The organism is Mycobacterium xenopi, assembly GCF_009936235.1.
Classification (GTDB): domain Bacteria; phylum Actinomycetota; class Actinomycetes; order Mycobacteriales; family Mycobacteriaceae; genus Mycobacterium; species Mycobacterium xenopi.
Genome location: NZ_AP022314.1, coordinates 2,339,432 through 2,363,021, shown reverse-complemented (window position 1 = coordinate 2,363,021; position 23,590 = coordinate 2,339,432). Strand labels below are relative to the sequence as shown.

The 23,590-nt window shown below is 65.5% G+C and carries 22 protein-coding genes, 1 tRNA gene and 1 pseudogene; 8 read left to right on the top strand and 16 right to left on the bottom strand.

The window, feature by feature from the left end; all coding sequences use genetic code 11:
- Positions 1–2: 2 nt before the first annotated feature.
- Together MYXE_RS10980 and MYXE_RS10975 are read right to left on the bottom strand one after the other, a co-directional pair.
- Positions 3–533 carry a YbhB/YbcL family Raf kinase inhibitor-like protein gene (locus MYXE_RS10980; protein WP_003919017.1) on the bottom strand — a complete coding sequence of 177 codons (531 nt, stop codon included), beginning with the start codon at positions 531–533 and terminating at the stop codon, positions 3–5.
- A gap of 19 nt (positions 534–552) precedes the next feature.
- Entirely contained in the window at positions 553–1,908 is a 1,356-nt protein-coding gene (locus MYXE_RS10975; RefSeq protein WP_085194034.1) for a M20/M25/M40 family metallo-hydrolase, read from the bottom strand.
- Positions 1,909–2,036: 128 nt separating this feature from the next.
- On the opposite strand from MYXE_RS10975, the gene MYXE_RS10970 reads away from it, so the two are divergent.
- Positions 2,037–2,122: transfer RNA gene (locus tag MYXE_RS10970), tRNA-Leu, on the top strand.
- Here MYXE_RS10970 and MYXE_RS10965 read toward each other — a convergent pair.
- From MYXE_RS10965 to MYXE_RS10950, 4 genes are all read right to left on the bottom strand, one after another.
- Positions 2,104–3,750: a recombinase family protein gene (locus tag MYXE_RS10965; protein ID WP_023899425.1), complete on the bottom strand. Its 1,647-nt coding sequence runs from the start codon at positions 3,748–3,750 to the stop codon at positions 2,104–2,106. The genes MYXE_RS10970 and MYXE_RS10965 overlap by 19 nt on opposite strands.
- Before the next feature lie 186 nt (positions 3,751–3,936).
- Positions 3,937–5,442 carry a replication initiator gene (locus tag MYXE_RS10960; RefSeq protein WP_014380003.1) on the bottom strand — a complete coding sequence of 502 codons (1,506 nt, stop codon included), beginning with the start codon at positions 5,440–5,442 and terminating at the stop codon, positions 3,937–3,939.
- The gene (locus tag MYXE_RS10955; RefSeq protein ID WP_085193352.1) at positions 5,439–6,872 is read right to left on the bottom strand and encodes an FtsK/SpoIIIE domain-containing protein; all 1,434 of its coding nucleotides are present in this window, start codon (positions 6,870–6,872) and stop codon (positions 5,439–5,441) included. The genes MYXE_RS10960 and MYXE_RS10955 overlap by 4 nt, the downstream gene beginning before the upstream one ends.
- A gap of 87 nt (positions 6,873–6,959) precedes the next feature.
- Complete coding sequence (locus MYXE_RS10950) at positions 6,960–7,304, bottom strand: hypothetical protein (RefSeq protein ID WP_014380001.1); 345 nt, start codon at positions 7,302–7,304, stop codon at positions 6,960–6,962.
- Between the two features lie 236 nt (positions 7,305–7,540).
- Here MYXE_RS10950 and MYXE_RS10945 point away from each other — a divergent pair, with 236 nt between their 5' ends.
- Positions 7,541–8,356 (top strand): helix-turn-helix domain-containing protein, encoded by an 816-nt coding sequence (locus MYXE_RS10945; RefSeq protein WP_019733121.1) that lies wholly within the window; start codon positions 7,541–7,543, stop codon positions 8,354–8,356.
- Between the two features lie 7 nt (positions 8,357–8,363).
- Positions 8,364–8,831 carry an NUDIX hydrolase gene (locus MYXE_RS10940; protein ID WP_014379999.1) on the top strand — a complete coding sequence of 156 codons (468 nt, stop codon included), beginning with the start codon at positions 8,364–8,366 and terminating at the stop codon, positions 8,829–8,831.
- A gap of 10 nt (positions 8,832–8,841) precedes the next feature.
- On the opposite strand, the gene MYXE_RS10935 is transcribed toward MYXE_RS10940, so the two are convergent.
- From MYXE_RS10935 to MYXE_RS10900, 8 genes are all read right to left on the bottom strand, one after another.
- On the bottom strand, positions 8,842–9,378 hold the full coding sequence (locus MYXE_RS10935; protein ID WP_033712782.1) for an HD domain-containing protein: 537 nt from the start codon (positions 9,376–9,378) through the stop codon (positions 8,842–8,844).
- 423 nt (positions 9,379–9,801) lie between these two features.
- Positions 9,802–10,083: a DUF1490 family protein gene (locus tag MYXE_RS10930; protein ID WP_369798138.1), complete on the bottom strand. Its 282-nt coding sequence runs from the start codon at positions 10,081–10,083 to the stop codon at positions 9,802–9,804.
- A gap of 48 nt (positions 10,084–10,131) precedes the next feature.
- Positions 10,132–12,498, bottom strand: a complete 2,367-nt coding sequence (locus tag MYXE_RS10925; RefSeq protein ID WP_224120009.1) for a heavy metal translocating P-type ATPase — start codon at positions 12,496–12,498, stop codon at positions 10,132–10,134.
- Positions 12,499–12,503: 5 nt separating this feature from the next.
- The gene (locus MYXE_RS25285) at positions 12,504–12,980 is read right to left on the bottom strand and encodes a DUF1490 family protein (RefSeq protein WP_075362272.1); all 477 of its coding nucleotides are present in this window, start codon (positions 12,978–12,980) and stop codon (positions 12,504–12,506) included.
- 171 nt (positions 12,981–13,151) lie between these two features.
- The gene (locus tag MYXE_RS10915) at positions 13,152–13,625 is read right to left on the bottom strand and encodes an ArsR/SmtB family transcription factor (RefSeq protein ID WP_014379994.1); all 474 of its coding nucleotides are present in this window, start codon (positions 13,623–13,625) and stop codon (positions 13,152–13,154) included.
- Between the two features lie 724 nt (positions 13,626–14,349).
- The gene (locus MYXE_RS10910) at positions 14,350–15,255 is read right to left on the bottom strand and encodes a cation diffusion facilitator family transporter (RefSeq protein ID WP_014379993.1); all 906 of its coding nucleotides are present in this window, start codon (positions 15,253–15,255) and stop codon (positions 14,350–14,352) included.
- Between the two features lie 76 nt (positions 15,256–15,331).
- A complete protein-coding gene (locus MYXE_RS10905) occupies positions 15,332–15,616 on the bottom strand; it encodes a TFIIB-type zinc ribbon-containing protein (protein ID WP_014379992.1) in 285 nt (94 codons plus the stop codon).
- A 186-nt stretch (positions 15,617–15,802) separates the two neighbouring features.
- A complete protein-coding gene (locus MYXE_RS10900) occupies positions 15,803–16,525 on the bottom strand; it encodes a YoaK family protein (protein WP_033712808.1) in 723 nt (240 codons plus the stop codon).
- A 248-nt stretch (positions 16,526–16,773) separates the two neighbouring features.
- On the opposite strand from MYXE_RS10900, the gene MYXE_RS10895 reads away from it, so the two are divergent.
- The 5 genes from MYXE_RS10895 to MYXE_RS10875 all read left to right on the top strand — a co-directional run bounded on the left by MYXE_RS10895 (position 16,774) and on the right by MYXE_RS10875 (position 21,139).
- Complete coding sequence (locus tag MYXE_RS10895) at positions 16,774–16,944, top strand: hypothetical protein (RefSeq protein ID WP_019734015.1); 171 nt, start codon at positions 16,774–16,776, stop codon at positions 16,942–16,944.
- A gap of 43 nt (positions 16,945–16,987) precedes the next feature.
- Positions 16,988–17,326, top strand: a complete 339-nt coding sequence (locus MYXE_RS10890; protein ID WP_014379989.1) for a DUF732 domain-containing protein — start codon at positions 16,988–16,990, stop codon at positions 17,324–17,326.
- A 278-nt stretch (positions 17,327–17,604) separates the two neighbouring features.
- Positions 17,605–17,883, top strand: a complete 279-nt coding sequence (locus tag MYXE_RS10885) for a DUF1490 family protein (RefSeq protein WP_014379988.1) — start codon at positions 17,605–17,607, stop codon at positions 17,881–17,883.
- Between the two features lie 9 nt (positions 17,884–17,892).
- Positions 17,893–20,148 (top strand): manganese-exporting P-type ATPase CtpC, encoded by a 2,256-nt coding sequence (ctpC, locus tag MYXE_RS10880; RefSeq protein ID WP_033712784.1) that lies wholly within the window; start codon positions 17,893–17,895, stop codon positions 20,146–20,148.
- A gap of 268 nt (positions 20,149–20,416) precedes the next feature.
- Positions 20,417–21,139 (top strand): cation efflux transmembrane domain-containing protein, encoded by a 723-nt coding sequence (locus MYXE_RS10875; RefSeq protein WP_196236150.1) that lies wholly within the window; start codon positions 20,417–20,419, stop codon positions 21,137–21,139.
- Between the two features lie 210 nt (positions 21,140–21,349).
- Here the strand turns inward: MYXE_RS10875 and MYXE_RS10870 are convergent.
- Together MYXE_RS10870 and MYXE_RS10865 are read right to left on the bottom strand one after the other, a co-directional pair.
- A pseudogene (locus MYXE_RS10870) lies at positions 21,350–21,748 on the bottom strand (PRC-barrel domain-containing protein); the annotation flags it as partial.
- A gap of 1,100 nt (positions 21,749–22,848) precedes the next feature.
- Positions 22,849–23,487 (bottom strand): DUF5134 domain-containing protein, encoded by a 639-nt coding sequence (locus MYXE_RS10865; RefSeq protein ID WP_019734354.1) that lies wholly within the window; start codon positions 23,485–23,487, stop codon positions 22,849–22,851.
- Positions 23,488–23,590 lie beyond the last annotated feature (103 nt).

The following is a 23,590-nucleotide window of genomic DNA, read 5'->3' as shown; positions in this document are numbered from 1 at the left end:
AGCTACCGCTGCTCGTAGGTGCCGTAAATGACCGCGCGGGCGATCGCGTGCTGGAACAACTGGAATCCGAGAAACGCCGGGCTGGCGTCTTCGGTGAGGTCGAGTTTGTCGACGTCGACGGCGTGCACCGCGACGTAGTAGCGGTGGACGCCGTGACCGGGCGGCGGCGCTGCGCCGACGTAACGGCGCATGCCGGCGTCGTTGACCAACGTCAACGCCCCGCCCGGCAGTTCGCGCCCGTCGCCCACGCCTTCCGGCAACTCGGTGACGTTCGCCGGCAGGTTGGCCACCGCCCAATGCCAAAAACCGGACAGGGTTGGCGCGTCGGGGTCGTAGACGGTGACCGCGAAGCTGCGGGTCTGCTCGGGAAAACCGGACCAGCTCAAATGGGGACTCGCGTCTTCGCCGCCAGCCCCCAGGATGCCGCTGATCTGGGCGCTGGCCAGCGGCTGGCCGTCGGTGATCGACTTCGACGTCAGCGTGAATGACGGCAGTTTGGGTAGCCGGGCATATGGGTCGGGCGGTGTGGCCATGATCAGTCCTCTCGTCTCGTCAGCAGTGTGTCAGAAAATTCGCCAGCACTCGGGTGCCGAACCTCAGCGCGTCCACGGGTACCCGCTCATCGACGCCGTGGAACAGCGCGGTGAAGTCCAGTTCCGGCGGCAGCCGCAGCGGAACGAAGCCAAAGCAGCGAATACCCAAGCGCGCGAACGCTTTTGCGTCTGTCCCGCCGGACAGCATATAGGGCACGGTGCGCGCGCCAGGATCGACCGCCAGCAGCGCCGCGTTCATCGCGTCGACCAGGTCGCCGTCGAAGCGGGTTTCATAAGAGGGCAGGTCGCGGATCCATTCCCGAACCACGTCCGGCCCGATGAGCTCGTCGACTTCGGCCTCGAACGCCGCCTGGCGGCCGGGAAGCACACGGCAGTCCACCATGGCCTGCGCCGTGGCGGGGACCACGTTAGCCTTGTAACCCGCCTTGAGCATCGTGGGGTTGGCGGTGTCGCGCAGGGTGGCCTTCACGACGCGGGCGATGGGGCCCAGCTTGTCGATCGCCCCTTCCAGGTCGGGGGAATCGGTGTCGAAGCTGTACCCGGTTTCTTCCGCGACCGCGGCCAGGAACTGCACCACGGTGTCGCTGAGCACCAGCGGGAACCGGTGGCGGCCCAGCCGTGCGACCGCCTCGGCGAGCGCGGTCACCGCGTTGTGGTCGTGCACCATCGAGCCGTGCCCCGCCCGGCCCCGAGCGGTCAGCCGCATCCACTGCAGGCCCTTCTCCGCGGTCTCGATCAGGTAGAGGCGCCGTTCACCGCCGTTGCGGCGCGGCACCGTCAACGAAAAACCACCGACCTCGCCGACCGCTTCGGTCACGCCGTCGAACAGATCCGGGCGGTTGTCGACCAGCCAATGCGACCCGAGCTTGCCGCCGTTTTCCTCATCGGCGACGAACGCGAACACCAGGTCCCGAGGCGGCACGATGCCGGCCCGGCGGAATTGGCGGGCCACCACGATCATCATGCCGATCATGTCCTTCATGTCGACCGCGCCGCGGCCCCACACGTAGCCGTCCTCGACCGCGCCGGAGAACGGGTGCACACTCCACTCGGCCGCCTCGGCCGGCACCACGTCGAGATGACCGTGGATCAGCAGCGCACCGCGTGCGCGGTCCGCCCCCGCCAGCCGGGCGAACACATTGCCGCGCCCGGGCGCGTCGGATTCGACGTATTCGACTCGATAGCCGGCTTGGTCCAGCTGGTCAGCGACCCACCGGGCACATTCGGCTTCGCCTTTGGTGGTCTCGGGTTCGCCGGTGTTGGTGGTGTCGAACCGGATCAGCGTGCTGACGACGTCGACCACGTCGTCGGCTGGAACTCCGGTTGGAACCGTCACAGTCACCTTTCCTACCATTGGTGGGTGCGCCTCGACCGTATTGCGCCCGCTGGTCTGCCGCAGTCACACAGCCCACGTCCTGGCCGCGCTAGTTTGGGTCGAGAGAGGCCAATCCGATAGCCTTAGCTGCCACAATTGTTGGTCTAGTCCGAGTGGCGGAATGGCAGACGCGCTAGCTTGAGGTGCTAGTGCCCTATTACTGGGCGTGGGGGTTCAAGTCCCCCCTCGGACACAGCCGGCGACACGACTCAAATCGGCCGTCGCCTTAACTTGTCGCAGATGCGGATCGTAATCAAGGCGGAGCCCAAGGGTCGCGTACACCTCGGCGCGTTCCGCCCCGGTCGCCGCACCGAGCACAGCTGACAGCCCGCCCAGTTCCTCGACCAATTCGCTGATCTGTGCGGCAGACATGAGACGGGGCCGCTCCGCTTGCTCAAGACGGGCCTTCAGCTCGTCGCGCTCGGCGGTGCGGCGACGCAATGCGGCGGTCAAGTCCTCCACGGCCACGCCAGACTCCACGGCGGTAACCAAAGCAGCAACCTTGGCATTCGCCTCGCGAAGCTGGCGCTGTAGGGCGGCGTAGCCAGTACCGCCTGCCGGGTCCACGTCCTGCCCGCGTGCAAGGTCTTCCGGATCGGCCAGGGTGGCGATCCATTCGTCAAGTCGCGCAGTCACCTCGTCTTCACGGAGATAGACGGTGCGCGGATGATCACTCAGGTCAACAGGTACAGAACGCGACTTGCCCAGCTCACAACGGTAGAGGATGCGGGTCGTTCGTTTCCCGACGCGAGCGGCGCCCTGCATCCGCCGTCCACACGCGGCACAGAACAGGAGCCCGCGCAGCGCATACGGCACGGTCGATTCTCTGCTGCACACGAGACCGGGACCACGCCGTGCCTGCGTCCGAAGACGAACAGCCTGCACCAGTTCATCGGGAATCAGCGCTTCATGCGTGCGGCGGTCTGGTGCGATCCAGTCGGCCTGATCACGCCACCGCATACGAGTCTCGTACCCCGCCGCGACATCGTCGGGGCTGACCAGGACCTCGTATTTCTCCTGCTTGCCCCAAACACGGATACCGCGGTACGCCGGGTTGTCGAGTATCGCGCGGATCGCAGAATGGGACCAGCCTCGCGGGTCACGATGACGATTCCGCGCCGGGTCGTACTGGCTCGGTGACGGCACGCCATCGTCGGTGAGCTGTTGCGCAATGTAGCGCAGGCCCGCTCCGTCGGCGTACATGCGGTAGATTCGCTCGATGACCGGCGACGTCGCGGGGTCAGGTTCGAGGCGGTGAAGCCGCTGCCCAAGATTTGCCTTGGCAGGGTTTGGGTGCGGGCCGGCGTCGACGAGCCGGTAACCGTAGGGTGGTCGACCACCGAGGTATCTCGACGTGTCCTGCGCGAGTGCTGACATCGCCGTACGGACCCGCATCTGGATTCGTGCGCGCTCTCCCTTGCTCATGCCGCCGAACAGAGTCATCACCAGGTCGTGTGCCTCAGAACCGGGATCGACTGCTCCGCCGACCTCGGGTACCCACAGGCCGACGCCGTAGTGCGTGAGGATAGGGAAGGTGAGCGCGAACTGCGGCCCGTAGAACGCACGGGCGGGTTCCCCGATCACTACGGCATCAAAGTTACGGTCCCGACAAGCGACATCACCAAGGAGACGTGATGCCTCCGGCCTGCGCTTCCACGGCAGCGAACGGCTCTGTCCCACATCGAAGTAGTCAGCGGCGAGGACTCCGCCGTGCGGAGCGATCAGGTCTATGGCACGCCGCTTCTGCCAGCTGCGGCTCGCCTCCGGGTCTTGAGCGTCCTCCGTGCTCACTCGGCCATAGAAGGCGAACCTCAGGCTCACGCCACTCCCCTCCCTGATCCCAGCATCCGGTCCCGCACAGCCATTATCACGTCTACCAGCGCGCTGTTCGCCTCGCGCGGAAGTCGATAGTGGTCGGGCACGACAATTTCAACACGCCTCTCTGACATCGTCGGCGCATCGATTCGAGCGTCACGCTCATACCGGGCATGTGCTGTTCGGGATCCGTCAGCCATCGCTGCCCCCTTGCGAATCCCATCGTTGGTTGCGGGCTAGGCCACGGACTTCCATCAGTCCGATCCGGCGGATTTCCATGCGTCGGAGGGCCGCGGAGTTCACGAGGGTGCGGTCGCCGAGACTGGTGAGGCCGGCACGGTCAAACTCCCACACCACTAGATCATCGCCATCGGTGGAGTTGAAGCCGAAACCATGTTGGTGTCCAGTGCTTTTCAGACGTTGTTCACGTGTCCAGGTGGCGCGACGTTCGCGTAGCGCGGTCATCGTGGTGGAGTAGCGGCGGGATTTGCTGGTGATGTGGCCCCGGTAGCCCAGGGTGTGCAGCCACCGGCCGACACCGGCCAATCCCCTATCGGCGAGTTGGCTGATGGTGGTCAGGATCGCCCGGACGTGATCGGACACATCCAGGTCGGCGATGGCCTCGGTGGAGATGCGTCGTGCGCTGATCCCGACGTCAGCTAAGGATTTGGTGACGTATTTCGCGAGGTAGCGAGCTACGCGGTGGCCTGGCAGCACCCGGCCGTGTGATGAATCCTCCTGCACAGCAGGGCTGTCCGTGCCAGCGTGCCGGTTCTCGATGGGTTGGGTGTCGACTTGTGTGCCGAACCTGATCACCCGTGTCGCGGTATCTGAGGATGGGTCGGTGACCGTCACGGCTACGGTTCGAGCGGCCTGTTGGATGATGGTGGCCAGTTCAGTGGCTGTGAGGGGCGCTTGCCACTCCGGACCACCGCAGTTGTCGCTGTCGCGCGGGTCGAGACGGATCAGGGCATGAATATGTGGGACGAGCCGGGCTTGCAGCTCGACGACTTTGATGAAGCTGACCCGCACCGCATCCGGGTCGGCGCCCGAGGCGCGTAGCTCGCGGCGCAGCGCGCGTCGCAGGGTGATGGTGAAGCGTCGCCACAGTTCTGGCATATGCCAGGTGAACAGCACATGCCCGGTGTAGTCATAGCAGTCCGCGCAGATCGGCTGTCCCACATGGATGTCACCTTCTCCGTGGGTTGTGCTGCACCACAGTGGTTTTCCATGCGGGCAACGGCGGTAGCCGCCAGGCCCGTGGTGGTCGCGGCACACCCGGAGGCGCTTGTCGCCCGCACGTGCGGTGGTGTGGACCGGCCCGTAGCTGGGTGCGGTCAGCGTGACGAACACCTGCGGGCGGTCCGCCACGGCTTCGGGGATATCGTGGTGGCCGCCGGCGGTGCCAGCGTGCACGAGTTGCCACGTGTCGCGAGCGTAAAGGTCCGAGCACGACGGGCAGATCTGGGCGCGGCGGTTATTGCACCGTGTCCACACCACCCGATCGCGGCCGAACTCGTCGATACCCGTGAGTTGAATGGGGTTGGCGCAGAAGCCAACGGATTCCGCTCGCCGCCACCACGATTCGAACCCCATCGAGGACGCGCGGCGCACCATCTGATCCACCGCCGTGTTGGTGTCGATTGTGGCGGCTATGCCGGGCAACACCAGCGTGGGGGCCGTCGTTGCAATAGTCACCGCTGACCCCGATCGGTGTCAGTGCGCTCGCCGTTAGCCTGGTCGGGGCGGGTCGCGGCACGGGGCGCCCGGAATCGTGCTGCCAGGGTGGTGATGTCGTGGTCGGTGACGTGAAATGCCCGTACCCGCACCGGGCGGGCGGTGCCATCGATCATCATGTACCCGACACCCGGCGTCGCATCAGCGATCCGGTCGCACTCCGCACCGGCATCCCTTGCTCCCTGGCCGAGAACCATGGCGGTTTGAGTGGCTTCGGTCAACCGCAGCCCGATCCGCACGGTGAACAGCTGCCGCACTGACAGGGTGTCTTTGGCCGGGTCTTGTACCGCAGCCACCAGCGAAATGCCGACGGCGCGGCCTTGGGAGAGCAGCAGACCCAGCAGTTGTTCCATTTCGCTGCGCACCCTGCGATCGGTGACATAGGCGGTCAGAGCGGCGATCTCATCAATAACCACGACAAAAAGCGGTTCGGATGAGGTGGGGGTGTGCAGGCGCGTCTTGCCGCGTAACCGATTGGCGCGGGCGTGCATCACCTCCACCAGTTGCCGCAGCAGGTGCAAGGTCGAGTCGGTCGCGTCGTGGGTGAACACCGTGAACATCGGTCTTCCAGCGCCCAGTTCCATGCCGCCCTTGGGGTCGATGACGCAGAGCCGTACCTGCCCGGTTTTCACTGCGGGGGCGATGCCGGCGATCAGTGACCACAACACCGAGCCTTTGCCCGCGCCGGTCGCGCCAGCCACCAGCAGGTGGTTGCCGAGCAGAGGTAGGTGCCACCAGCGGCGGGTTTCGGTGATGCCGACCCGGACCGACCCCACATCCACCGCAGTCGTCGTCGTGGGCATGCGCAGAGCAATCGGGTCGGCCAGCGCGTCGCCTCGCATCAAGGTGATGCGTAGCTCTCCGGGCGCGGTCGCGCGGATGGTGATCCGGTCGGCACGCCAGGCGGCGGCCAGCGCCTCCGATTGCTTGTGCCAATCGGTCAGGGATTGGCCGGTCACCACGCGCAGCGCCAGGACGTCGGTCGTCTTGCCGATGCGCACCGACTGCAAGGTCGGCACCAAAGTGCGTTCGCCAAGTGTGGCGGTCAGCCCGTGCAGGGTGCACAGCGATTCCCAGGTGCGCGTGTAGCGCAACCAGGCTAACCAGCGCCGCCGCACCGGCTCGGTGACCCATCCGCGAAACGATCGCGGCTCCAGCCACGCCCATACCCCATACGCAGCAACGAGAGCAGTACCGACGATCAGCCCCGAGCGTGGGCCATGGGTGATGGCTATCCCCACGCTGGCGATGATCGGGATGCTGACGGCCGGGAAGAGCACCGCCCACCACAGCAGATATCCGAGCGCCTTGAACAGTGCGAGGATGAGGTCGGTGATCCAGTCGTCATCGTTGGATTGAGAGTTGTTGCCGTTCTTGTTGTTCGATGCCATGACAGGCGTCCCTCCGTGAGTGAATGGCCGATAGCAGCTCCGGTGCGGGGGCGCGACACCCACGAGCGCCGCGCCCCAGCAATCTCGTTACTTCTGCGCGCGGGACGCCTGGTCACTCTGCACAGCGGCGGGGTTCGTGGGGCCGATGGCATCGGCGCGGAACGCCACACCGCTGCGATCGCCTTGAGCCCACGGGATGGCCACCAGTCCCGACACCGACACTGGCTGTGTCACTGTTACTTTCGGATCCCCAGCGACGGTGACATTGAGCACCTCACCGCCGCTGTCATCGAGCGCCAGCAGCTGCGCGGCGTAGAGCGGTACGCCGGTAGCGGTGTCGACTTTGGGGCTGCCGGTATCGAAGTTCAGCCGTGGTTCGGCCGCCCGCGTGACGATGAACCGGGTTCCTGACGTGTCGATTCTCAAACGCATTGTCCTGCTGTTCCTTTCGTGATCTGTCTGCGCCAGGTGAGGCGCTGGACTCAGTTCACATGGACACCGCGGACGTTGCGAGGACGTTTGCAGGCATTGCCGACACGACCCAGACATTTCCGACACGAGAGGGACATGACGCCGGACATCTGCGGGACATCACCGACCCAGTTTGAGACCGGCGCGTGGCAAACTAGGAACCACGGGCTGGGGACGGACAGGGACGACACGGGAAGATGTGCGCTGAGACGACAGACAATCAGGACGGCGATGCTGGCACCGCAGCAATCCCGAACGATCGCCTAGCACAACGGCTACGGACCAAGGGGCTGTCCCATCGGCGGTTTGCCACGGAGGCGGGTGTGGATGTCAAAACGGTCCGTCGCTGGTTGGCCAACGCCACCTACAAGGTCCGCGACGATAACGCCCACCGTGCCGCCGAGGTACTCGGCTGTACCCCGCACGACCTGTGGCCCAATCAATTCCAACCCTCCACCGCACGCGCGCTGGCGACAAACCCGGGTGGGCCGTTCACTGCGACGCTGTACGCCAGCCGCACCCAGTTACCGATCACTGCGTGGCAGCAGCATTTCGCCGACGCCGCCACAGGTATCGACATACTCGTCTTGGCGGCCACGTTCCTGTTCGACACGCTCGACGGATTTCTCGACACCCTGCTCGCCGCCGCCGCCCGTGGTGTTCAGGTGCGATTCCTCATTGGTGACCCCGACACCGCCGCCACGATCCTGCGCGGTGAGGAAGAAGGCATCGGCGAAGCCGTCATCGCACGCTGCCGCACCTCCGTCGAACTGCTCGCTCCGCACGCCGGCACACCGGGGCTGCACATCCGTACCCACGACACCACGCTGTACACGTCAACCTTCCGGGTCGACGACACCATGATCGTCAACTTCCACATCTACGGCTCACCGGGACGCAACAACCCTGTGCTCGTGCTCTCCCGCCACCACGAACCCCGACTGTGGGCCACCCTCGAACAAGCATTTGCCCATATCTGGGACAGTGCCAACCCACTGATCAGGAAAGGCTGATTCTGGAATGCGGACCGATTACTACAACGACCCCGACGCCCCCCAGCCCAACAGCGTGGTCCCGTCCGCCTCGGCCATCGTCACCGACGAACAAGGCCGCATTCTGTTGGTCAAACGCCGCGACAACACCCTGTGGGCGCTACCCGGCGGCGGGCACGACATCGGCGAAACGATCGCAGGCACCGCCGTGCGCGAAGTCAAAGAAGAAACCGGTCTCGACGTCGAAGTCACCGCCCTGGTCGGCGTCTACACCAACCCGCACCACGTCGTGGCGTTCACCGACGGTGAAGTCCGCCAACAATTCTCCCTGTGCTTCACCACAACCCTAATCGGCGGTGAGCTAGCCATAGACCACGAAAGCACCGACATCGCCTGGGCCCATCCCGACGACATCCCCACCCTGGATATGCACCCGTCGATGCGACTGCGCATCGACCACTACCTCCAACACCGCGACAAACCCTATCTCGGCTGAGCCACCGCGGTTAGAGCCAGTCGCGCACTCGCTGGACCGCGGCTAACAGCTCCTCGCGGCCCGCATCGACCGCGCGATGCACCGGATCCTCGGGCGCGTAACGAGTCAATACGTCGCTTAATCGATCATCGGCTGACACCGGCGACCCGTCCGGCCCGGTCGTCAAATCACAAAACGTCAACGCATCCAGAACGTCGCTGGGCGGATCACCGAACTCTGACAACCCCTGTAGACCGCGCTCGGATGCCTCCACATGCGCTCCGGTATGAAACGCGACCAGAGACGCAACCAGCTTCCCAAATCCGGCCGATCGAACAAACTCCGCCCCATCGAGCGGATGAAACCCCGTCCGGCGCACCGACGGCGCGTAGCCGATATCGTGCAGCCACGCCGCCGCCACCAAACAATCGGCAGTCTCTGCGTCGAAATGCCGACCAAGCTGCTGCGCTGCCGCCACCACACCCCGCACATGCGCCAACCGCCCAGGCTGCCCCACCAACCGGGCCTCGGCCTCCCGCCGCGCACGCTGCGCCAGAACCCCGCTCACACCACCAGCCTACGAGTCTCATCGCCGCCGCGCAGACCCACAGCTGATGCTCAGCGCAGCCGTGACCGCACAGGCCCCGCAGGAATCTGGCGGCTACCTGCGGGCTTCGCTCCGCTCCCTTTGCTCCCGTCCGCTGGCGCTGCCGTCCGCGCCGGTCGCTACGCTTCGCCCTCCGTCCGCCGCCCCACCAGCTGTCTACGACCAGTCAGCGCCCACACCTCAAAGGCCTCAGCACCCCGGGTCTCACGACAACCCAGACCTGTCCTCGCTCCTCGCCGCGCCGAGCTGCCGTGGCAGCAGGCGCGCAAACGCTCATACACCGCCTCCGACCTACGGTGTGAGAACTTTCTCTACTGATATCGAGGTATCCGAAACAGATTCCAGGGCAGCGTTGCTCACAGCCGCCACAGTCATGGCGGGGGATCAGTGTTCATGCTCGTCGACACCGGTGACCGCAGGCGCCGGCGCCTCCTTACCGATGCGTTCACGCGCCTCGGCCATCACGTCGGCGAGCTTGAGCCGGGCCGACTCGGCAGCCCTTTCGGCCTGCCGAGTCCCGCGCAGACCCAACTCCGTCGCCGCCACACGGGCTTGATGAATCGGCGCCTTGCCCACCACCTTGCATAGCAGCTCGTAGGCGCCCACCCCGACAACCCCGGCGAGTACCATCGTGCCCGACTTCCCGAAGGACTCCTGGATCTCCACCGCCATTTTTTCTGCTGGTTGGCACCCGTTCACGCTATCCTGCGAAGACTATGTCGGTTGCCGCGCCGACCGACCTGTCGCGACGATCCTCGTCTCACCGTGAGTCGTAATACTCTCGGGTGTCTTGCCCTGAGCTGTAAGTGGTTTGGTGCGTCCGGCGCGCACACCGTTGACGACGACGATGACCTCGGTGAGCTCGTGCACCAGCACCACCGCGGTCAGGCCGAGGAACCCGAACAACGCCAGCGGCATCAGCACGGTGATGATTCCCAGCGACAGTCCGACGTTTTGCCGCATGATCCGCCGCGAGCGGCGCGCGTGCTGCAGCGCTTGGGGCAGGTGGCGCAGGTCTTGGCCCATCAACGCGACATCGGCGGTTTCGATGGCGACGTCGGTTCCCATCGCCCCCATCGCAATTCCCACATCCGCGGCGGCCAGGGCCGGAGCGTCGTTGACGCCGTCGCCGACCATCGCGATCGGTCGCCGGGCACGCAGCTGTCTGACCTGTTGCGCCTTGTCCTCAGGGCGCAGTTCGGCATGCACATGTTTGATTCCGGCTTGGGCCGCCAGAGCGGCAGCGGTGGCGTGGTTGTCGCCGGTGAGCATCGCCACCTCGTAGCGGGCGGCGCGTAGGGCGGCGATGACCTCGCCGGCTTCGGGGCGTAGTTCGTCACGCACGGCGATGGCCCCGAGCAGCAGCGTGTCGCGTTCGACGAGGACCACTGTGGCCCCGGCTTGTTGCATGCGCGCCACATCATCGGCGAGGTCGGCGGGCTCGAGCCAGCCCGGGCGCCCCAGCCGCACAGCATGCCCGTCGAGTTGGCCGGTCAGCCCGGCCCCCGGGACGGCTTGCACGTCGCCGGCGGCCGTCGGGGCTGGGGCGGCGGCGAGGACGGCCGCGGCCAGGGGGTGCTCACTGCGGGCCTCCAACGCGGCGGCCACCGCCAGCACCTCCTCGCGAGTGGCGCCGTTGGTGGTGGCGATGTCGATGACAGCAGGCCGGTTGGCCGTCAACGTTCCAGTTTTGTCCAGGGCGATCCCGCCGATGGTGCCCAGCGCTTCCAGCGCGGCGCCGCCCTTGATCAGCACGCCGAGTTTGGAGGCGGCGCCAATGGCGGCCACCACAGATACCGGCACGGCGATGGCCAGCGCACACGGGGAAGCCGCGACCAACACCACCAGAGCACGTTCGACCCAGATCAACGGGCTACCGACGACAATGCCCGTCGCGGCGATCAACGCCCCGGCGATCATGATGCCGGGCACCAGCGGTCGCGCGATGCGATCGGCCAGCCGCTGGCTGGCGCCTTTGCGGGCCTGTTCGGCTTCCACGATGTGCACGATGCGCGCCAGCGAGTTGTCCTCTGCGGTCGCGGTGACCTGCACCTGCAGCACTCCCGAGCCGTTGATCGAGGCGGCGAACACGTCGTCACCGGGTCCGGCCTCGACCGGCACCGATTCGCCAGTGATCGCTGAGACGTCCAGGGTTGTGCGCCCGGCACGAATGATGCCGTCGGTAGCCAGGCGTTCCCCCGGTTTGACGATCATCTGATCACCGACACGCAGGTCGGCGGCGGCGACCACGGTTTCGATGCCCTCGCGCAATACGGTGGCCTGATCCGGCACCAGCGACAGCAGGGCACGCAGGCCACGGCGGGTGCGCGCCACCGCGTATTCCTCCAAGCCCTCGCTGATCGAGAACAAAAACGCCAACATGGCGGCCTCGCCGACCTGACCCAGTGCGACAGCGCCCGCCGCGGCGATGGTCATCAAGGTGCCCACGCCTATACGGCCCTCGGTCAGTCGTCGCAGACTGGAGGGCACAAACGTCGAGGCCCCCACCGCCAACGCGAAGACCTTCAGTCCCAGCGCGATCGGCCCAACTGGGGTGACCCATGCGGTAACCACCGAGGCGCCCAGCAGCACCCCGGACAGCGCGGCTCGTCGCAACTTGGAGACTTGCCAGAGCCGTTCCGGCTCGCACTCAATGTCATCGTGGTCGCAGCCGCAGGCATCGCTCACCACCCGCGGTCGCTGCCCGGCGACGACAGCCGCCGGACGGCCCGATAGCGTTCGCGCGGTCCAGTCGATGACGCTGTGCACTACACCGCGGATGTCAGCCGAGTGCGGGGCATACGCGGGCACCGACGCCGCGGGGATGTGCTGGGCATCGGCGATCGCCGACAGCACGGCAGCACTGTCGCAGCGCCCCGGCGAATACCAGATCACCACCGATGCCGTTCGCGGATAGGCATATACGGCCCGCACACCGGTCACCTTGCCGACCGTGTCCTCGATCGCGGCGGCCCGCACTGCGTCGAACCGAAACCCACTGGTATGCACCCGCATCCGGCCCGCCGCGTCGGATACGACGGTCAGCTTGGCGCCGGCATCAGGGCGAACGTCAGTGGTCAGCATCATCAGCCTCCGTGGTGGTGGTCGTCGCCGGATTTTGCCGCCGCCTGCGGTGGCCGCTTGCCCGCTTTGCCGGGACGCTTGCGAGGCTCAAGTTCCGCCGCCGCCTGCGGTGGCCGCTTGCCCGCTTTGCCGGGACGCTTGCGAGGCTCAAGTTCCGCCGCCGCCTGCGGTGGCCGCTTGGCCGCTTTGCCGGGACGCTTGCGGGGCGCAGGTTCAGCCACCGCCGGCGGTGCAACTTCCTCCTCGACTTCCTCACCGACGCGCTCTCGCGCCTCGGCGACCACGTCGACGACCGCGAGTCGAGCCCGCTTGACGCTTTTCTGGGCCTCACGGGCAACGCGCAAACCACAGGCGCTAGCGGAAACCGTCGCCTCCCGCCAGGGAACCTTCGCCCATGCCCTGCCTACGGCCTCAAACGCCGCAGCCCCCACAAAACCCGCCGTGGGTGCCGCCTTCGCCGAAAGTCCGTGCTTCACCATCCCGACCGCTCCCTTCCAAACGTTGCGCCATCACAGCGCTGCGGGCAGTCACAGCCCCCGCCGCCACCTTCTACTTCTGACCCCGGCCAACTCTCGGTGGCTGGCATCACGCCTCAATCACCTGCCGCACGTGCCTGAACGAATGACTGCTACCGACAAATGTCGTGTTCGTCATGCCCTGCTCCCAGCCGTCACAGGCCCGTCATCGGTCGGCGTGGCGATGCCCACCTCAATCGGCTCGTCCAACGAGACCCCCGTTCCAGCTCCGTCAGGGCGGGCGTTGGCCTTGGTGCCGTAGGTGGGGCACAGTGCCACCGCGTTGCCTGTCACCGCCAAGACGGCTTCCGCGGCGGCGAATAAGTCCAGCAGTTCGGGCACGGCCAGCGCGTAAAACACCTGCCGCCCCTCGGGTCGGCCGACGATAAGTCCACAGTCACGCAGGCACGCCAGGTGTGAAGACACCGTCGATTGCGGCAACCCCAGCATGCGGGTGAGGTCGACCACCCGCGCTTCCCCATGGGCGAGGTGGCGGACGATCGCTAGCCGGGTCCGATCCGACAGGCCATGAAACAACGCGACCGCGTCCGCCAAATCCTTACGCGGTGACGCGGCGGGCGGGACAGCATCGAGACTTTTCATCGACATAACCCGATGATAGCGGCCCAGCTAATTGATTACAAGCCTTCGGTGTCAACCGTCGCACATGGTGGCGGCTTTGACGTGACGCGATCACAACACCGAACTGGCCACGATGACCGACCGATTCACACTTGCACAACCGCTGACAGAGTCGGCGAATCGCGTGCGGCCCTCGCGTCCCTTCAGCAGGAGCAATCCTTGCCGCGTCAGGAGCGGATGCCCTGCCAATCGCGACGGCGGCGACCGCCAGCCCGATCGCGGGGTCGAACCACCAACCGCCGGACCAGCTGGCGATGATCGCCAGACCGACCAGAGCCGCGGCGGCCGCCGAGCCCAGCCCGCCGCCAGTATGTGGTTCGCCCGACCCACGAGCGGCATCACCACCAAGGCGACGCCCGTCAACTCGCTCACTCGCTCGGTTTGGTGCTGTGTTGATGCAGGTTGGGCACGCCGTCCCGGATGCCCTGCATTATTTGCTGAGCAGGGGGACGGTGTGGTCCTGACACCGGGTGATCGCAGGAGCAAGAGAGGCTGCCAAAGGGACTGGGATCGGCGGTGGCTCGGGCCGCCACGCTCAACGCGATACCGGCACAAGCGAGGAGAGCCATGAAGAGCCTGAAGCACTTCGCTGTGGCGTTCGTCGTTCTGAGGAGGAACTTCCCCGGCCCTGGTCCGGGCTGGGCATCCGATTCGCTCCGTTGATGCGCATAGCTCCTGCCTCGTTCTCGGATCACGGGCGGTGCACTGGCCCGTGTGGTCCGGCGCAGTGCTCGCCGCCGTTGTCGCCATCGGCGACAGTGTGGTCGACTTGCAAGGTGGTGTGCTCGAGACCGAACTCGTCGTGCAGCACCGTTTCGATGTGGGAGCGAACCATGCGGGAGTCGGCGTCGTCAGCGACGAGTACGTGCGCTGAGAGTGAAGGTTGGCCTGACGTGATCTGCCAGACGTGCAGGTCGTGCACTTCGATCACCTGCGGTACTGCGACGACCCTGGCGCCGATCTCGGCCGGATCCAGGTTCGCTGGGGCGGCCTCTAAAAAGATCCTGCCAGATTCGCGGAGCAGCCCCCAGCCGGCGCGCGCCATCAATGCAGCCACAAGCAAGGCGGCAATGGCATCGGCGCGGGCAAAGCCAGTCACCCACACCACCAGACCGGCAACCGCGGTGCCGATGAACGCGTATAGGTCGTTGAGGATGTGCTGAAAAGCGCCTTCTACGTTCAAACTGGTGCGGTTCGCGCGGCTGATCGACCAGGTAGCGCCAATGTTCACCACGATCCCGGCCAGCGCGGTGAACAGCACCAGCGGGCCCGCAACTTCTGGCGGGGCGATAAGCCGACGCACCCCCTCATAGAGGAACCACGCCGTCAGCAACAGCAGTGTGATCCCGTTGGCCTGTGCCGACAGGATCTCCACCCGCTTGAAACCGTAGGTGTAGCGGCCCCGCGCCGGACGGTCAGCCAGCCGGATCGCGATCAGCGCCAACATGATTGACGCCGCGTCGGTAAGCATGTGGCCGGCGTCGGAGATCAACGCCAGCGAGTTCGCTACAACGCCGATAACCACCTCGACGCCCATGAAAGCGACGATCAAACCGAGCGCGGTTGCTAGCCATTTGCGGTCCGCGTCCGCGGACACCCCATGGCCGTGGTCGTGAGCTTGGCCGTGTGCGTTGGCCCGCTCCACCGGGGGGCGGGGCGCTTGGCACCTGGGATCAGTGGTGTCCACCGCGATAACCTCCGTGGCGGCCACCGTAATAACCCTCGCCGAACAACCCGCCTAGAAAGCCTCTCGGGCGGGCGCCCTCGACATACACCGGCTGCGCCGGGTACTGCTGCTGCGGCGGATAGGGGCTCGGAGGGGATTGGGGTTGCTGCTGGGCGGAATAGAATTTGGCTTCGGCCTCGGCGAGCTGCTCAAGCTCGCCGCGGTCCAGGAATATGCCCCCGCAGCCGGTGCATTGATCGATCGTCACCCCGAACCGCTGCACCGGCAACATCTGCGATACACACCGCGGACACTGCAGGGGCGACTCCCTGGTCTCGGCTGATCCGCGCTCATCGTTCACTTGACCTCCCGGTGCTGATCGCAGCAACGTCCACAGGCTAACAAATAATAGAATCATTCGCATGTATGAATGAAAGTCGCGCGTAAGGTCGTCCTGGGCTGACCTGGCTGACGCCGGTCAGTGGGAGGATGCGGGCGCGGGCTCGGGCGTGAATATCGCGCGAGCCGCCACACTGTCACGTCGACGGGCATGCAGCAGACTGGCAGCCGCCACCGTGAGGCAGGCGGTCGCCGGCAATATCAGGGCGTGGTCGCCGATTCGGCCGCCGATCACCGCCCCGGCGGCGCCGCCGCCAAGGAACAACACCACCGTGGTGACCAGAACCGTGGCCTTCCACGTGTCGAGCCCGTGACGACGGCTGCGGCCCAGCATGAAGCCGAGGTCGGTCATGGTGCCGGTGAAATGCGTGGTACGGATCGTCATCCCGCGAAAATTCGACGTCATGCCGTTTTGCAGCCCACACGCGGCGGCGGCCAGCAACACCTTGATTCCCGCAAGTCCCCCGGCGGTCGCCGCGAGCAGCAGCGCGGCTTCGCCGACCAGGACTGCAGCGTGGCGCGGGCCGGTGTTGGTCCGCGTGCCACCCAACATAGCGCCGGCGCCCGCGGCGCCACACAGGAACCCGAACACGATGAGCACGATCATGCAGCTCTCATACAGCAGCGGATTGGCTGAATCCATGCCCAACTTGGTGGTCAAGGCGGTCAGGTTGCCCACTGGGAACGCCAATACCAGCAACGCCACCGAATTGACGAACCCGGCGACTGCGGCCAACAGCCCTCCGTAGCCGAGAACGAGTAACCGAGTCGGCCAGTCTTTAGACGTGAGCTTTTGCGGCATCGTCTCTTTCATCTCCAGTGATCGGCGCGACGCTAACGCGAGCGCCTCAGCAGCGACACCACCATAGCCGCCAAACGAAAATCCTCGCCGAAGCGAGCGACGGTGCTCCCTGAATGCGGCCCATGCGCTGACCCAGCGGCTCGTGTGGTTGGCGCTCTTGCATGCGCAAATTACTATATGTTGCTATGGGGTTCAACCGGTCCTCTTCGCGGTCTGCTCGTTGTCGTGTTAGCGGTGCCCGGGCTGGGATGGCACCGCTGACGTCGCGATGCGAAAATCCCGAGGGGATTGACGAGCTGCTGGTTGTTCGCATTGGGCTGCAAGGCCCGTCGGTGTCGCAGTTGACCGCGATCCGGCGGCAGGAAATCCTCAACCTTGTCGGCCGATCAATGAGCAACCACCACCGGGGTGACCTGTAATGCGCAGGCACACGTTCGCCACTGGCGGGACGCGAGGACCGGAATGAACCCGTTCTCGGCGAAGCGGTCGATGATCACTGCTGTTGTGTTGTCGGCCGCCGGGCTGCTCTGCGCGCCGCCAGCATGGGCGGATCAAACAGATGACGCGTTCCTCGCGACGCTTGAAAGACACGCGGTCGTCGTGACCGACGCCAACACCTCGATCGCAATGGGACACGCCGTGTGCGCGGGACTGGACAAAGGCCAAACGCCTATCTTCGTGGATCTGTCGCTGGTGAAGGACACGAATCTGTCGGCACATGAAGCCGGGTACTTCATCGGCGCCTCGGTAACGTCCTACTGCCCGCAACATAAGAGCGAGCTCGACGGTTCGGCGTTCTAGCCCGATGCCCGCGTGAAATTAGGTTAGGCGCGGCCCATTGCGTCCGGTGCGCCGGCCACTGTCTGTGCCACAACTCGCGCTGTTGGGGCCGGCGTCCGGGTGCGCGGTCTGATCCGCGATGTGGGCTATTCATCCGATCTGACCGCCCGGATCTCTGAGGCGAAGACTTCACCGGCAATGTATGTCGATATTGCAATGCGTCTATGTTAACGTCGGTTGGTGACGCGGTGAACGTCTGCCCATCAGGGGCAGACCCGGGAAGGAAGGAACGAAGAGTAATGCTGCACGGGTTATTGGGTAAGGCGGGCGCGGCGGTGTTTACCGGCTTGGTCGGCGTGAGCGCCTACGAAGTGGTGAAAAAGGCGGTGGGTAAGGCGCCGTTCCGCCGAGCTGCGGTCGCAACGACGGAGCTGGGTTTGCGCGGGACACGGCGCGCTGAGGTCGCGGCGGAGTCGGCGCGCCTGAAGGTGTCGGACGTGGTCGCCGAGGCCCGTGAGCGCATTGGCGAAGAGGTGCCGCCTCCCGCCGCTGCCGACGTCCACGACCACGACCACTGATCGCTCGATATGACCGTTGTCGATGACACCGTGTTGCCGGTCGTGTCGGATGCCGGTGGGCGGATGCGGGTGGTGGTCCCATGGGTGCAGGCGAATTCGCGTCGCGCTGTGGCGGTGGAAGAGTCAGTAGGACGGCAACACGGCGTGCGGGCGGTGCACGCCTATCCGCACACTGGTTCGGTGGTGGTGTGGTATTCGCCGAGACGTTGCGACCGTTCCGCAGTGCAGCGGGCAATCGCGGAGGCCGCCCATATCGCCGAAAATCTGATTCCGGCGCGCTCACCCCGATCAGCCGATGTGCGTAACACCGAGGTGCTGCGCATGGTGATCGGGGGGGCGGCGCTGGCCCTACTGGGCGTGCGCCGCTACGGGTTCAAACGGCCACCGCTGCTGAGTCCGACCGGTCAGCTGGTGGCAACCGGCGTGACCATCTTCACCGGGTATCCGTTCCTGCGCGGCGCCTTGCGTTCGCTGCGGTCAGGCCGCGCGGGCACCGACGCGTTGGTCGCTGCGGCCACCGTGGCCAGCTTGGTGCTACGCGAGAACGTGGTGGCGCTTACCGTGTTGTGGCTGCTCAACATTGGTGAGTATCTGCAGGATCTGACCGTGCGGCGGACTCGGCGGGCCATCTCCGAGCTGCTGCGCGGCACCGCCGACACCGCCTGGATTCGCCTGAATGACGGCAGCGAGGTTCAAGTCTCGATCGACACCGTGGAGATCGGCGATCAAGTGGTAGTGCACGATCACGTGGCCATCCCGGTCGACGGTGAGGTGATCGACGGGGAGGCGATTGTCGACCAGTCCGCGATCACCGGGGAAAACCTGCCGGTCAGTATCACCGCGGGATCGCCGGTGCACGCCGGTTCGGTGGTGGTGCGTGGACGGTTGGTGGTGCGCGCCAGTGCGGTGGGCAGTCAAACCGTGATCGGACGCATCATCACCCGCGTCGAAGAGGCGCAACTCGATCGGGCACCGATTCAGACTGTCGGCGAAAACTTCTCCCGTCGTTTCGTTCCCGCCTCGTTCATCCTGTCTGCGCTCACCTTAGTGCTGACCGGGGATGTGCGGCGCGCGATGACCATGCTGTTGATCGCCTGCCCGTGCGCGGTGGGATTGTCCACGCCGACAGCGATCAGCGCCGCAATCGGCAACGGCGCCCGCCGCGGCATCCTGATCAAGGGCGGCTCCCATTTGGAGCGGGCCGGCCGGGTGGACGCGATGGTGTTCGACAAGACCGGCACGCTCACCGTTGGGCGCCCAGTGGTCACGAATATCATTGCGTTGCACAAGGATTGGGAACCAGAACAGGTCTTGGCCTATGCGGCCAGCTCCGAGATCCACTCGCGTCATCCGCTGGCCGAAGCGGTAATCCGCTCGACCGAGGAACGCCGCATCACCATTCCCCCACATGAGGAATGCGAGGTGCTGGTGGGACTGGGCATGCGCACCTGGGCCGACGGTAGGATCCTGTTGCTGGGCAGCCCGTCACTGCTGCGTGATGAACGTGTCCGCATCTCCAAGAAAGCTACGGAGTGGGTCGACACGCTGCGCCGCCAGGCCGAAACCCCGCTGTTGCTCGCGGTGGACGGCAAGCTGGTCGGGTTGATCAGTCTGCGTGACGAGGTCCGCCCCGAGGCGGCCGAGGTGCTGAAGAGATTGCGGGCCACCGGGATACGCCGGATTGTCATGCTCACTGGCGATCATCCCGAGACCGCTGCAGCGGTCGCCAACGAACTCGGTATTGAGGAGTGGCGCGCCGAGGTGCTGCCCGACGACAAGCTCGCAGTGGTGAAAGCCTTGCAGGACGAGGGTTACGTCGTGGGGATGGTGGGCGACGGTGTCAACGACGCCCCAGCGTTGGCGACCGCCGACATCGGGATCGCCATGGGATTGGCTGGCACCGATGTGGCCGTCGAGACCGCCGACGTCGCTCTGGCCAACGACAATCTGCAACGTCTGCTCGACGTCCCGGACCTGGGTGCGCGTGCGGTCGAAGTCATCCGGCAGAACTACGGCATGTCGATCGCCGTGAACGCCGCTGGCCTGCTGATCGGCGCCGGCGGCGCACTATCGCCGGTGCTCGCCGCGATTCTGCACAACGCGTCCTCAGTCGCAGTCGCCACCAACAGCTCCCGGCTGATCCGCTACCGCCTCAGCGATACCGCCTTGGGTAATGCCGGGGACCGCGGCACTACTACCCAGGGTAGTCTGCAGTTGCCAGGCGGCTCGGTGCGTCCGCTGGTGGCCCAAGAATCATCCCGTTGACGGCGTCACTTCGGATTCACACCCTTGGGCTCGCCCCTCGTCCTGCGAGCCCAAGGTCGTGAGTTCGCAAGCAATGCTCGTCGAGGAACGAGCTGCGACCGCCAGTTCATGACGGTCTGCTACCCGGCCCCGCGGTAGCACCAAGCGTCCAGCCGCGTCCAAGATGGATCCAGGCGCTGAAAGTTGAAATCCTGCACCGGCATACTTGGTTGGATCAGCGAGTGTGGCGGTCGTGGATGCCTTTCGCCCGCGCCCGTAAAATGGCCAAATGCAGCCAGTGAGGTACTTTGTGACAAATTCCGGTCCGGCCAATGGTCCGGGCGAGTTGCTTGACGATGCGTGCTGCGCAGCGTCCGCGCAGAATGCGCCGGCAGTGTTGGCCGCAGATGCGGGGTGGCTGCGTGCGGCCGGCGCGGCCCGCGCTCTGGCGTGGGTGAGCCTGGTCTTTCTGGCCATTGAGGCCGCCGTGGGGCTGTGGCAAGGCTTGGCTGCTGGGTCAGTCGCCCTGACCGGCTGGGCGCTGGGTAGTGTGGCCGAGGGTCTGGCCGGCGTGGTGGTGATCTGGCGGTTCACCGGATCGCGGATGCTGTCGGCGACGGCTGAGCGCAGCGCCCAACGCGGTGTGGCGGTGTCGTTTTGGATGACAGCCCCCTACATCGCCGCCGAATCGGTGCACCATCTGTTCGGTGAGCGCCATCCCGACACCAGCGTGATCGGCATCGTGCTGACCGCCTTCGCGGTGCTGCAAATGCCGCTCCTGGGCCGCGCCCAACGAATTCTCGGTGCGCGATTGGACTCGGCGGCCACCGTGGCCGAAGGCACCCAGAATTATTTGTGCGCTGTTCAGGCTGCCGCGGTGCTCATTGGCCTGGCGACGACCGCAAACTGGTCCGGCGGTTGGTGGCTCGATCCGGTGATCGGGCTGGGCGTTGCCGTCGTCGCGGTCTGGCAAGGCTTTCGATCCTGGCGAGGTGAGGACTGCGGCTGCTAACCATCGATGCAACGCCAGCAACCACGGCCGTCGCGGGTGAGACCGCAAGCTGAATCGATGCACGTGCATTGCGCAAGCCCGCCGATGCCGACCTCCCTTTCTCCTGCGGCTCGGGCGGTTTCGGCGAGCCCGAGCAAATAGCCGTCACCGATGTTTACCCGTTGGTGGTGGCTATCGACGGCATTAGGGTCGTACGATCTAGCGGCCGCGCCCACCGCCAGTATCTTCGAGCTCCGCGTCGTAGGCGCGTACCAATTCCACAGCCGCCACATCGATCAACCGGTGCCCGAGCACATCGGCGCGCAACAACACCTCACCGTCGCGGCGCTCGAAGCTGCGGAGGTCGATTGTGTTCTTGGCCAACACAACTCGCTGCGCGGCGTACTCGTTGATGGAAGGGCTGCCGATAAACACCCGCCGCCGACCTACCCCGGCCACGATCCCAGTCACCCGCGGATGATCGTCGGCGCCCCGCAGTCGCACGATCACGTCCTCCACGCGGCCTACAGCCTCGCCGGAGCGAGCCAAAACCGGCGAACGCAGCAACTCCGACAAGTGGATCACCGGCCGCGCCGCGTCGTGCTCGACCGCAGCCTGTGATGCATTCATTACATTCTCCTCAAACGCGATAGAGCCGCCAGCGGTCTGCACTCAGGGCTCAGGGCCCCATACTGGCGACCCGTGGTGTCCAATCCAGGGCCAGGTTCGCAGACGTATCAAGCTACGGCTGTACGGGCCGATAAGCATGCGCCCACACCTGCGTCGACGGCCACCGCCATGAGCACACCACTGCGTCTATGGTCGGCCGCAGAACCTGGTTACCTACCCCATTACAACCACGCCCAGCAAATCATCGGCACAACAATCCTCGCCACGATCGCCGCGATCACGGTGGTGACATCATCATCATCCGCATCATCCAACGTCGACGGGGCCGAGAACGATCGAACCGGGTTCGCCGGCGATAGCGCGTGCCACCCGGTTACTGTCTGCTGAGAAATGCACGACGGTCATCGGTAGGCCGATTGCAATCAACTGTGTGATTGCCGAGTTCGTTGGCCGAGCGTGGTACTGCTTGCTGAGGTCCCCGAGCCCACGCACCTGCGGCAGTAACCATGGGGCACAATCGTATACACCCCGGCAGCGCGCTACAGATGACACCGCGCTGCCTCCTTAGCCCCGATCGCGGCCAAGGTTCACGCAAAACACCCCGAGGCTGAGGCCAAGGACTGGAGGAAACTCAGTGATCTGGTGCGGAAGGATCGTCGGCACCACGCGTCGCACCCAGGCTGTGCTTCGCAGAACCGATGCTCCGCCGTGCATCGGTGCCTGCTTCCCCAGCGGTTTCACACGAATAGCGCACGTTTGGAAGACCTGCACTCCACCAGCAGAGCGCCCGAACAGCACCTGCTTGATCGTGCTGTTGAGGTTGTCGGCGTCGCCGTAGTAACGGAACGAATCTGGTTGTTTGGTGATCTTCGTCCGGCAGCGGCTTACGAGTGGTCTTTGCGCCAGAGCGCTTCGGGGTCGGCGAGTCAACGACCACGGCTACACGGATCCCGGGCCATCGCAGGAATGGGTTAACTACCAGCGACTGACTGTGACGAGGTGAACGCCACGGCAGCACGTAGGGCCAAAACCGGCGCCCAACGCCTGCAACACACCACGCAGGGGCCTGCAGCATCGTTGGTGCGCCGAGCTGCGGCGGGTCATACCTCCAGCATCACGCCGAACATGATGGCCATGCCGGAGGCCATGAATGCCTGGCATAGCGTTCCCCAGTCCCCGAGGAGCGTGGTGTGCTGCGCAGGGTTCGCTTTCCGCTGGGCGAAATAGTGATACAGCCAATACACTGCGGCACTTGCGAATCCGACCGCCGCGATCCAGTTGAGGGTAGTGATCCACCAGGGTTCGGCTGTGTGGGGTACCGATATGTCCATACCCGGCATCTTCATTCCGGGCGAGCTGGGCATTGTGTGGTCGGGTGGGTGATCGCGCCGGCCCAGCGGGCCGCCGCGCATTACCGCGTACAGCCAAGCTACCGCCGCCATCATGTTGGCGTGGTAGCCGTTGGTCAGTCGGCCATCGTCGCCGGAGAACACGTGGGCAGCCACCAGCACGAACCAGACGGCCGCCGCGAGGAAGAAGGCCATCGGCCCGAGTGTGGGGAGTTCCATTCCGACCGGCCAGGCCATCGCAACCATTCCCGCGCACATCACTATGTGCAGCAGGCGTTCGACTGTGCATATCCATCGTTCACGTTGCGCGACAAGGCCGTACAGGTGTCCCGCGAAGCTGGCGCCGAAGAGGACGCTAACCGTCCACCGCAGCGCGAGGTCGCCAATCAAGTTCCGCTACACCGCATGCTCGGGACTCCTCTGCGCTGCGCCGGCACCGTTGGTCGTCTCCTTTGGCTGGATTCACGATTAAGGGGTGTCATGGCCGCTGAGC